Source organism: Priestia iocasae, assembly GCF_016909075.1.
GTDB lineage: Bacteria > Bacillota > Bacilli > Bacillales > Bacillaceae_H > Priestia > Priestia iocasae.
This window is the reverse complement of the sequence record NZ_JAFBFC010000005.1, coordinates 288873-299458: the sequence shown is the minus strand read 5'-3', so window position 1 is coordinate 299458 and position 10586 is coordinate 288873. Positions and strand designations below refer to the sequence as shown.

Below are 10586 nucleotides of genomic sequence, written 5' to 3'. Positions count from 1 at the left end.
TGCGGAAGATTCCCTACTGCTGCCTCCCGTAGGAGTCTGGGCCGTGTCTCAGTCCCAGTGTGGCCGATCACCCTCTCAGGTCGGCTACGCATCGTTGCCTTGGTGAGCCGTTACCTCACCAACTAGCTAATGCGCCGCGGGCCCATCTGTAAGTGATAGCCGAAACCATCTTTCAACTTAACCTCATGTGAGGTTAAGTATTACCCGGTATTAGCTCCGGTTTCCCGAAGTTATCCCAGTCTTACAGGTAGGTTGCCCACGTGTTACTCACCCGTCCGCCGCTAACTTCTTAAAAGCAAGCTTTTAAGAAGTTCGCTCGACTTGCATGTATTAGGCACGCCGCCAGCGTTCGTCCTGAGCCAGGATCAAACTCTCCGAAGAAATGTTTGACTTGCTCATAAATTTTAAAACTTGAATTAACGTTGACGTTTGTCGCTTTGTTCAGTTTTCAAAGAACTCTTCGTCGCCGAAACGACTTCTTTATCATAGCATTTTTCAACTTTCTTTGTCAACACATTTTTAAAAGAAAAGATGTAGTTTGTTTTTTCTTTAGTAGTGCTTGTTGATGACTTTTAAAATACTATCAGATTTTTTTACAGCATGCAAGGTTTTTTATAAAAAAAGATAAAAAGCTCTTTAATTGGATTAAAGAGCTTTTACCTATAAGCTTATTCTTCTATATTATCTACTTCATTTTCTTCTAATTCTTCATCTTCAGGTTCATCGTCATCAGATAGTTGTACTTTCGCAACAGTTGCAACAAATTCATTTTCACCTAATCGAATTAATTTAACACCTTGTGTGTTACGGCCCATTTGAGAAATATCTGTAACTGACACACGGATAAGAACACCGCTTACTGTGATAAGCATGATGTCTTCTTCAGGCTGAACAGACTTTAATGATATAACTGGACCATTTTTATCAGTCACATTACACGTTCGTAAACCTTTCCCACCACGAGATTGAATGCGGTAGTCATCGATTGGTGTTCGTTTTCCATAGCCATTCTTAGTTACAATAAGAATATCAGCATCTTCTTCTACGATTTCCATCCCAATTACTTCATCATCTGAATCTAATGTAATTCCTTTAACTCCAGTTGCAGTACGTCCCATTGATCGAACATTGTCTTCAGTGAATCGAATAAGAAGACCTTTTTTCGTCCCCATGACAACATCTCTTTTACCGTCTGTTAGTTTAACAGAAATCAATTCATCTTCTTCTCGTAAGTTTAAGGCTATTAAACCACTCGTACGAATATTTTCAAAAGATGATAAAGGAGTACGCTTTGAGATTCCTTGCTTTGTTGTAAAGAATAAATAGCTATCGTCTGTGAAAGCCTCTACACGGATAATAGCATTTACCCATTCACCTTTATCTACTTCTAGTAGATTAATGATTGGAATGCCTTTAGCTGTACGGCTATACTCTGGAATTTCATATCCTTTTGCACGATACACTTTCCCTTTATTTGTAAAGAACAGAATTGTATCATGCGTGGACGTAGTGAGAAGATGTTCAACAAAATCGTTCTCATTCATATTCATACCTTGAATACCTCTACCACCACGTTTTTGGCTTCGGTAAGTAGAAACAGGTAATCGCTTGATATAACCATTATGAGTAAGAGTAATGACGATATTTTGGCGTGGGATTAAATCTTCATCTTCAATGATTTCTGCTCCACCTGTCATAATTTCTGTGCGACGACCATCATTAAACTTCTCTTTTACTTCTAATAACTCTGTACGGATGATTTCTAGTACTCTTTCTTCATCTGCAAGGATTGCTTTTAAGTCAGCAATAAGTGCGACTAGAGATTGATATTCTTCTTCAATCTTTTCACGCTCTAAACCTGTTAGGCGTTGTAAACGCATATCTAAAATCGCTTGAGCTTGCTTTTCAGATAAAGAGAACTCAGTCATTAATCCATTTCTTGCAATCTCTGTTGTTTGAGATGCGCGAATAAGGCTAATTACTTCATCTAGGTGATCCAGCGCAATACGTAATCCCTCTAAAATATGAGCTCTAGCTTCTGCTTTTCGCAGCTCGTATTGTGTACGTCTGCGAATAACGACAATTTGGTGATCCAAATAATACTTTAAGCATTGTTTTAGATTCAGTACTTTAGGTTGGCCTTCTACTAAAGCTAGCATGTTAATACCAAAGCTTGTTTGTAAGGCGGTCTGTTTATAAAGGTTGTTCAATAGAACATTCGCATTTGCATCTTTTCTTACTTCAATCACGATCCTCATACCAGAGCGATCTGATTCATCACGTAAATCAGTAATACCTTCTATTTTCTTATCACGAACAAGTTCAGCTATTTTCTCAATTAACTTCGCTTTATTTACTTGATAAGGTAACTCATGAACAATGATTGCTTCTTTACCGTTACTACGCTCTTCAATTTCTACTTTGGCACGTAGTGTAATAGAACCTCTTCCTGTTTCATAAGCTTTTCGAATTCCACTTCTACCTAAGATTTGTCCTGCTGTTGGAAAATCAGGGCCAGGAATAATCTCCATTAACTCTGGAATTGTAATCTCTGGATCTTGACTCACGGCTAGTACACCATCAATTACTTCACCTAGTTGATGAGGAGGAATGTTTGTTGCCATCCCTACGGCGATACCCGCTGAACCATTCACTAGTAAATTAGGAAATCTAGACGGTAGAACCATTGGCTCTCGTTCTGAGCCATCATAGTTATCTTGATAATCAATTGTGTCTTTATTAATGTCTCTTAATAATTCCATCGACACTTTTGACATTCTTGCCTCAGTATAACGCATCGCAGCAGCCGCATCACCGTCAACAGAACCAAAGTTCCCGTGACCGTCTACTAGCATATAACGATAACTGAAATCTTGCGCCATACGTACCATCGTATCGTAAACAGCTGAGTCACCATGCGGGTGATACTTACCAATAACTTCTCCTACGATACGAGCAGATTTTTTATACGCTTTATCTGCTGTCATCCCTAGATCATTCATTGCATATAAAATACGACGATGAACAGGCTTTAAGCCATCTCGTACATCAGGTAACGCACGAGATACAATTACACTCATCGCGTAATCTAAAAAGGATGACTTCATTTCCTGACTAATATTAATTTCTCGAATTTGAGAGTTTGGTTTATCTGACATCGATAAGAACCTCCTTCGCGAAGTTCAGTATAATAAATCATTTATGTAAAGATGATATAGCTAAAAGAAAAGTGCTAGCTCCCCCCTAAAGTACCTCAATTATGTTCAAATAGTCGGTACAATTTAGTTTGAGAATCAAAGGGAACAAGCACTTATAAGCTATCCACTCTTTATTTAAATATCTAGATTTTTAACGTATTTAGCATTCTCTTCAATGAAATGACGTCTAGGCTCAACTTTATCACCCATTAAAATTTCAAACGTTTCATCTGCTTCAATTGCATCTTGTAAGTTTACTTGAAGAAGAGTTCGCGTTTCAGGGTCCATTGTTGTTTCCCATAACTGTTCAGGGTTCATCTCTCCTAGACCTTTGTAACGCTGTAGACCTGGTTTGGCACCTTCTGAGAATGTTTTTAATAGTTCATCAAGTTGCTTGTCATTATACGCATATTCAATGCGCTTGCCTTGTGTAACTTTGTAAAGTGGAGGCTGAGCAATGTAAATGTATCCATGCTCAATAATTTGTCTCATATAACGATAGAAAAACGTTAATAGTAACGTTCGAATATGAGCTCCATCCACATCTGCATCGGTCATAATAACGACTTTATGATATCTAGCTTTTGAAATATCAAAGTCTTCACCAATTCCTGTGCCTAGTGCAGTAATGATTGCGCGAACTTCATTATTTGAAAGAATTTTATCTAAGCGTGCTTTCTCAACGTTAATGATTTTTCCTCGTAACGGTAAAATCGCTTGAAAGTGGCGGTCACGTCCTTGCTTAGCAGAACCACCCGCTGAATCTCCCTCTACCACATACAGTTCACCAATAGAAGGATCTTTCGATGAACAATCTGCTAGCTTACCTGGTAAGTTTGAAATTTCCAAGGCACTTTTACGTCGAGTTAGTTCGCGTGCTTTTTTAGCTGCCATTCGAGCTCTAGCTGCCATAACACCTTTTTCAATCACTTTTCTTGCTACTACAGGGTTTTCAAGTAAAAATGTCTCAAAGTGTTCAGAGAAAACAGAATCAGTAATCGTTCTTGCTTCACTATTTCCGAGTTTTGTTTTCGTTTGACCTTCGAACTGAGGATCTGGGTGTTTGACCGAAATAATGGCTGTTAACCCTTCACGCACATCTTCACCTGTTAAGTTTGCATCGTTGTCTTTAAACACATTATGTTTACGCGCATAATCATTGATTACTCTCGTTAATGCTGTTTTAAAGCCTGCCTCATGCGTCCCACCTTCGTAGGTGTGAATGTTATTTGCAAATGAATATAAATTGCTTGTGAAACTTGCATTATATTGTAAAGCAACCTCAATAGATATTTGATCTCGTTTTCCTTCAATATAGATTGGCTCTTCGTGAACCACTTCTTTTGAACGGTTAAGGTGCTCAACGTAAGACTTAATACCACCTTCGTAATGGTACTCTTTCTTCTGCTCGTGTTCTTTTCGCTTATCCTCAATCGCAATTTTAATGCCACGATTTAAGAAGGCTAACTCTCTCAACCTGTTTGCTAAAGTATCAAAGTCATACTCTAACGTTTCAGTAAAGATTTCGCCATCTGGTTTAAAGTTAATGATTGTGCCTGTTTTATCTGTTTCACCTATTACTTTTAGATCTTCAACAGGTACACCTCTTGTATATTTTTGATAATGAATTTTACCCTCACGATGAACATAAACTTCTAAAGAAGTAGATAAAGCATTTACAACAGAAGCCCCTACACCATGAAGACCTCCTGAAACTTTATAGCCTCCACCGCCAAATTTACCACCAGCATGAAGAACCGTTAGAATAACTTCTACTGCAGGTCGTCCCATTTTCTCCTGAATACCTACAGGGATACCACGACCATTATCTGTCACTGTAATACTATTGTCTTCTTCAATTTGCACGTTAATTTCATCACAATATCCAGCTAATGCTTCATCGATACTGTTATCTACAATTTCCCATACAAGATGGTGAAGGCCTTTTGCACTTGTAGATCCGATATACATTCCTGGTCGCTTTCGAACAGCTTCTAAACCTTCTAATACTTGAATTTGATCAGCTTCATAAGATTGAGCTTTTAATTCTTTTTGTTCCATTGTCAAACGTATCACCTACACTTTTTATTAGCAGTGAACTATTATCGCTATTTTCCTGACTATTAAAGACCATATGCTCTCTTTTTTATTGTTTGAGGAGCCAAAGCGGAGTAATAAACACCATTGTTTGTAATGACAACTGATTTCGTTTGTTTAAGTATATCATTAAGTTCCCTATCATGCTGATTGTATACAAAAGATGATTGATAAACTTGTTTATCCAAGATAAAAATCATATCACACTTTCGAATGATTATGCCTTCTCCAATATCAATGAGCAATTTTGCACCTCATTTTACTTTTTCAATCTTTCCCGAGACGACTTCATACGTGGCTGCTTTTTCTAAGGTTTCATGATGGATTCCATCAATACTTGTTGTTGTTACAAATGTTTGCACCTTACCCTCAATTGTATTAAGCAAATGAGACTGTCGAAAATCATCTAACTCAGATAAAACGTCATCTAACAGAAGAACTGGATACTCACCAATTTCAGCGTGAATCAATTCAATCTCTGCTAGTTTTAATGATAAAGCCGTTGTACGTTGTTGACCTTGTGAACCAAATGTCTGAACGTCTTTTTCATTGACATAAAAAGCGAGGTCATCACGATGAGGTCCAACTAACGTTGCCCCCCTATCAATTTCTCTACTTTTTATTTTATCAAACTTTTCATAATATGCTTCTATCATTTTCGACAAATCTTTCTCGTCTGATACATCAATTGAGTTCTTATATTCAATTCTTAGTGTTTCAAGACCTCTACTAATGCCCTTATGGATTGGCTCAGCCCATTGCTGAAGCAAATGCAGAAACTCAAAACGTTTTTTTAGAATACGAGCTGCAACTTCAACTAATTGACTCGTTAATACATCTAATAACGATAAATCAGACTGTTTTCTTGTTTGCAGTTGCTTTAAATATTGATTCCGTTGCTGTAAGATTTTTTGGTATCTGCTTAAGTCATGCATATAAATTGGAGAGACTTGGCCAATTTCCATATCGATGAATCTTCTTCTAACCTGAGGACTACCTTTAACCAGATTCAAATCTTCTGGTGCAAACATGACGGTATTAATTGAACCGATATATTGACTTAGCTTTTGCTGTTCAAGATGATTGAACTTTGCTTTTTTACCTTTATTAGAAATAATCAAATCCAACGTAACAGGACCATTATGCCTTTCAACAATTCCTGTTATCTTTGCGTATTCCTGATCCCAACTAATTAATTCTTTGTCATTGGATGTACGGTGAGATTTTGCCATTGATAAAACAAAGATTGATTCCATAATATTTGTTTTCCCTTGTGCATTTTCACCTAAAATAACATTTACTTTATTTTCAAATTCTACAGTGGTTTTCCTGTAATTACGATAATTGACTAATGAAAGTTCTTTTATATGCAAAAAAGTTCACCAACTTTAAGAAATAACAATAAATGCACCGACTCCTGGTACTTCTACTGTATCGTTCACTCTTAATTTACGACCACGTCTATCGTCTAATTCTCCATTCACATACACTTCATGCTCACTTAAAAACCATTTGACCATTCCACCCGTTTGGATAATATCCGCTAATTTAAGGAATTGTCCTAGCGTAATAAATTCTGTTGAAATTTGAATTTCTTTCATATACGCATTCCGCTCACTTTCAAATAATATCTATTCTTCTATTTTACTAAATAATACTCCTTAAGAAAAGGAGCCGACTCCTAACGTTTTAGCTTACTCCAACATGTAATAGACATTGACCTATTAAGGTATAGATGTCATGGAGAATCGCCTGACATTATTGAGTCAGCTCCTATTCTTAATATGTTCTTACCGGTAAAATCAACTGAAGCATTGAATCATCTTCTACTGTTTTAATAACAAATGGTCTCATTGCTCCGGTGAAATTAATTTTTATCATTGATCCTTCTAATGCTTTTAACGCATCTAGCATATATTTTGCACTAAAGGAAATTTTCAATTCTTCTCCTTCGATTGAATCACTTTGAACCTCTTCGATTACTTTTCCAATCTCTGGTGAGTTAGAGGAGATTTCAATCACTCCATCAGATAGTGTTGATAGTTTAACTACGTTATTACGCCCTTCTCTTGCTAATAAAGAGGCGCGATCTATCGATTGTAAGAACTCTTTTACATTGACAATCACATCCGTTTTACTTTCATTCGGAATTAAACGTGACGTATCTGGATAGTTCCCATCTAGTAAACGAGAAAAGAATAAAAGGTGCTTGGTTTTGAATAAAACTTGATTCTCTGTAATAACGATGTCTACGAGTTCATTCGAATCATCTAAAATCTTGCTAAGCTCACTTAAGCTCTTTCCTGGAATCACCACATTATAGGCGCTATCATTCTCAGATTGAATCGTTGCTTTTCTTAAAGCCAAACGATGACTATCTGTTGCAACACACGTTAGCTCTTTACCATCAACCTTCCAGTTTACACCTGTTAAGATTGGGCGTGTTTCTGAGGTGGACACCGCAAAGACAGTTTGTCGAATCATGTTTTTAAGTAAATCGTTTGGAATCTTGAATACATTCTCTTCTTCAATTTGAGGAAGATGTGGATATTCTTCCGCATCAAGTCCATTTAAATTGAATTCAGCTTTTCCAGAACGAATCATTGTCGAAAAGTGATTTTGCACTTCAACTTCTACCGTTTCTTTCGGTAACTTTTTCACAATCTCACTAAAGAAACGAGCTGGTAACACAACGCTACCTGTACTAATAATCTCTACAATTTCTTTTCCTTCATCTTCACTTGGAATAAATGATTCAATTGAAACATCTGAATCACTACCCGTCAATGTTACACCTTCTTCATTAACAACAAGTTTAATTCCAGTTAAGATTGGGATCGTTGTTCGAGAAGAGACGGCTTTCATAACGTCTTGCACACTTTGCACTAAATAATCTTTTTGAATCATAAATTTCATGAGTGTTCCTCCTTATAGAGAAGTAGTTTTAAAAGCGAAGTCTATTATTAATTATATTTTTTAAAGTAGTAGTAGTAATAGGGCCTGTGGAAATGTGGATAAGCCTCAAAAAAATGATAACACAGCCTATCCACATGTGGACAGACTGTGTACAATCCTATCGCATTTATGCACAAAAAACAAGAATGAAAAGAGTCTAAAACTTAAGAGAATCACTAATCTCTTTTATTTGTTTCTGTAATTGGGCATCAGTTTGAACAAGCTTTGAGATTTTTTCATGAGCATGAATGACGGTTGTATGATCACGTCCCCCAAACTCTTCACCAATCTTAGGTAAAGAAGAATCCGTTAACTCACGCGATAAATACATAGCAATTTGACGTGGGAAGGCAACGGACTTCGTTCTCTTCTTTGCTTTAAAATCATCTAATTTAATATTAAAGTGCTGCCCGACAACTTGTTGAATATCATGAATGGTAATAATTTTTGGCTTCGAGCTTGGGATGATGTCTTTTAATGCTTCGGCTGCTAAGTCTGCATTGATATCTTTATTAATTAAAGATGAGTAGGCCACTACACGAATAAGAGCACCTTCAAGCTCACGAATATTTGAATCAATTTGATTAGCAATGTAAAGCATTACTTCATTGGGAATAACTAACCCGTCTGCTTTTGCTTTTTTACGCAAGATGGCAATTCTGGTTTCTAGATCTGGAGGTGTAATATCAGTAATGAGCCCCCATTCAAATCTAGAGCGCAAACGGTCTTCTAACGTAGGAATTTCTTTAGGTGGTCGATCACTAGAGATAATAATTTGTTTACTTTCTTCATGAAGTGTATTAAACGTATGGAAAAACTCTTCCTGTGTTTGTTCTTTTCCTGCTAAGAATTGAATATCATCTATTAGTAGCACGTCTACATTTCGATATTTATTTCGGAATTCTACTGCTTTATTGTCACGAATGGAGTTAATAAATTCGTTTGTGAACTTTTCTGAAGATAGATAAACAACCTTTGCTGCTGGATTATGATCTAGTACATAATGGCCAATTGCATGCATGAGGTGAGTTTTACCTAATCCTACACCTCCATAAATAAATAATGGATTATAAGCTTTGGCTGGCGCTTCAGCTACTGCTAGTGATGCAGCGTGAGCAAATCGATTTCCTGAACCAATAACAAATGTGTCAAATGTGTATTTTGAGTTCAGCATACTTTGTGGTAAATCAACAGGTTCTTCTTTAGATACCTTCTTTTTTTGTGGCTGTAAATCAAAGTCTTCTTCTGTTTGATTTTGAGGAATAATAAACTTTACTGCTAGTTCCTCACCGGTTAGATCGTATAGTGTTTCAGCAATTAGGTTAGAATAACGTGATTCTAGCCAATCTCTAGCAAAGTCATTAGGAGCGGTAATAATCAAAGCGTCTCCTTGTAAAGCATGAGCTTTTGTCGATTTTAACCATGTTTCGAAGCTAGGTTTACTTAGTTTCTTTTCAATTTCGCCTAATGCTCGACTCCATAAGTCATGTATGTTTTCCAAAAGAACCCTCCTTTACATGCATTTTTAAGGTTGTACAAAACGTGTACAAGCGTTTATGCAGCTATATGCATATAAATTTAATATTTATACATTTGCATTTATGTCGGTGAATATATATTATAGAAGATAGTCGACTATTCGACAGATTCCACAGCATGTGGATAAACGTTATCCGACGCAGTGGATTTAATGTCCACAAGTTATCCACAATTGTGGATAAAGAAAATGTGTGGAAAAGTTGTTAAGAGTGAAAACAAAAATATAATATCAAAGAAAATCAATAGTTGCAATGGATTTCGAAAACTTATCCACAAGAACTACAGGTTGTGGAGTGAAGTTTTCCACAATACTAGATGCTGTGTATGGTTTGTCGACAAATATCCTGATAACTAAAAAATGTCGAAAAAACTTATCCACATACGAAGTAGAAGATCAAAATGAATAAATGAGATCAATTTTATAAAGGGCATATTTTACATTCAAAAAAAGTAAGATAAGTATGGACAAGCTTTGTAAAAGAAGATACGATTGTAATGTTGTAAAAGAGAAAGTAAAAAAAAGCTTTTTTTTACAAATAACATTGACAGATGATTAAGCCATTCTCTATAATTATTAGGACTGTCTTTTTCAGATATTCCTCAGGGAGGTGTTAATAGATGAAAAGAACTTATCAACCAAATAAACGTAAGCGTAGCAAAGTACATGGTTTCCGTGCTCGCATGAGCTCAGCAAACGGACGTAAAGTTTTAGCACGTCGTCGTCGTAAAGGAAGAAAAGTATTATCTGCATAATAGGCCACTGAGACGTCAGTGGTCTTTTTTTTCTATTTAACGTCA

Annotated in this window: 8 protein-coding genes and 1 rRNA gene; 1 reads left to right on the top strand and 8 read right to left on the bottom strand. The window is 36.4% G+C overall.

Annotation, left to right across the window (positions count from 1 at the left end; all coding sequences use genetic code 11):
* The 8 genes from JOC83_RS15215 to dnaA all read right to left on the bottom strand — a co-directional run.
* Positions 1 to 381, bottom strand: a 16S ribosomal RNA gene (locus JOC83_RS15215); the annotation flags it as partial.
* A 287-nt stretch (positions 382 to 668) separates the two neighbouring features.
* Positions 669 to 3158: a DNA gyrase subunit A gene (gene gyrA / locus JOC83_RS15210; protein WP_205188232.1), complete on the bottom strand. Its 2490-nt coding sequence runs from the start codon at positions 3156 to 3158 to the stop codon at positions 669 to 671.
* A 174-nt stretch (positions 3159 to 3332) separates the two neighbouring features.
* Positions 3333 to 5258 carry a DNA topoisomerase (ATP-hydrolyzing) subunit B gene (gene gyrB, locus JOC83_RS15205; RefSeq protein ID WP_205188231.1) on the bottom strand — a complete coding sequence of 642 codons (1926 nt, stop codon included), beginning with the start codon at positions 5256 to 5258 and terminating at the stop codon, positions 3333 to 3335.
* A 62-nt stretch (positions 5259 to 5320) separates the two neighbouring features.
* Entirely contained in the window at positions 5321 to 5539 is a 219-nt protein-coding gene (gene remB / locus JOC83_RS20355) for an extracellular matrix regulator RemB (protein WP_205188230.1), read from the bottom strand.
* A gap of 9 nt (positions 5540 to 5548) precedes the next feature.
* Complete coding sequence (gene recF / locus JOC83_RS15195) at positions 5549 to 6667, bottom strand: DNA replication/repair protein RecF (protein WP_205188229.1); 1119 nt, start codon at positions 6665 to 6667, stop codon at positions 5549 to 5551.
* Between the two features lie 15 nt (positions 6668 to 6682).
* On the bottom strand, positions 6683 to 6895 hold the full coding sequence (gene yaaA / locus JOC83_RS15190) for a S4 domain-containing protein YaaA (RefSeq protein ID WP_205188228.1): 213 nt from the start codon (positions 6893 to 6895) through the stop codon (positions 6683 to 6685).
* A gap of 178 nt (positions 6896 to 7073) precedes the next feature.
* Positions 7074 to 8210 carry a DNA polymerase III subunit beta gene (gene dnaN, locus JOC83_RS15185; protein ID WP_205188227.1) on the bottom strand — a complete coding sequence of 379 codons (1137 nt, stop codon included), beginning with the start codon at positions 8208 to 8210 and terminating at the stop codon, positions 7074 to 7076.
* Positions 8211 to 8406: 196 nt separating this feature from the next.
* Positions 8407 to 9750, bottom strand: coding sequence for a chromosomal replication initiator protein DnaA (gene dnaA, locus JOC83_RS15180; RefSeq protein WP_205188226.1), 1344 nt, complete (start codon positions 9748 to 9750; stop codon positions 8407 to 8409).
* A gap of 656 nt (positions 9751 to 10406) precedes the next feature.
* Between dnaA and rpmH the strand changes: the two genes are divergently transcribed.
* Positions 10407 to 10541: a 50S ribosomal protein L34 gene (gene rpmH / locus JOC83_RS15175; RefSeq protein ID WP_110114516.1), complete on the top strand. Its 135-nt coding sequence runs from the start codon at positions 10407 to 10409 to the stop codon at positions 10539 to 10541.
* Positions 10542 to 10586: the final 45 nt, after the last annotated feature.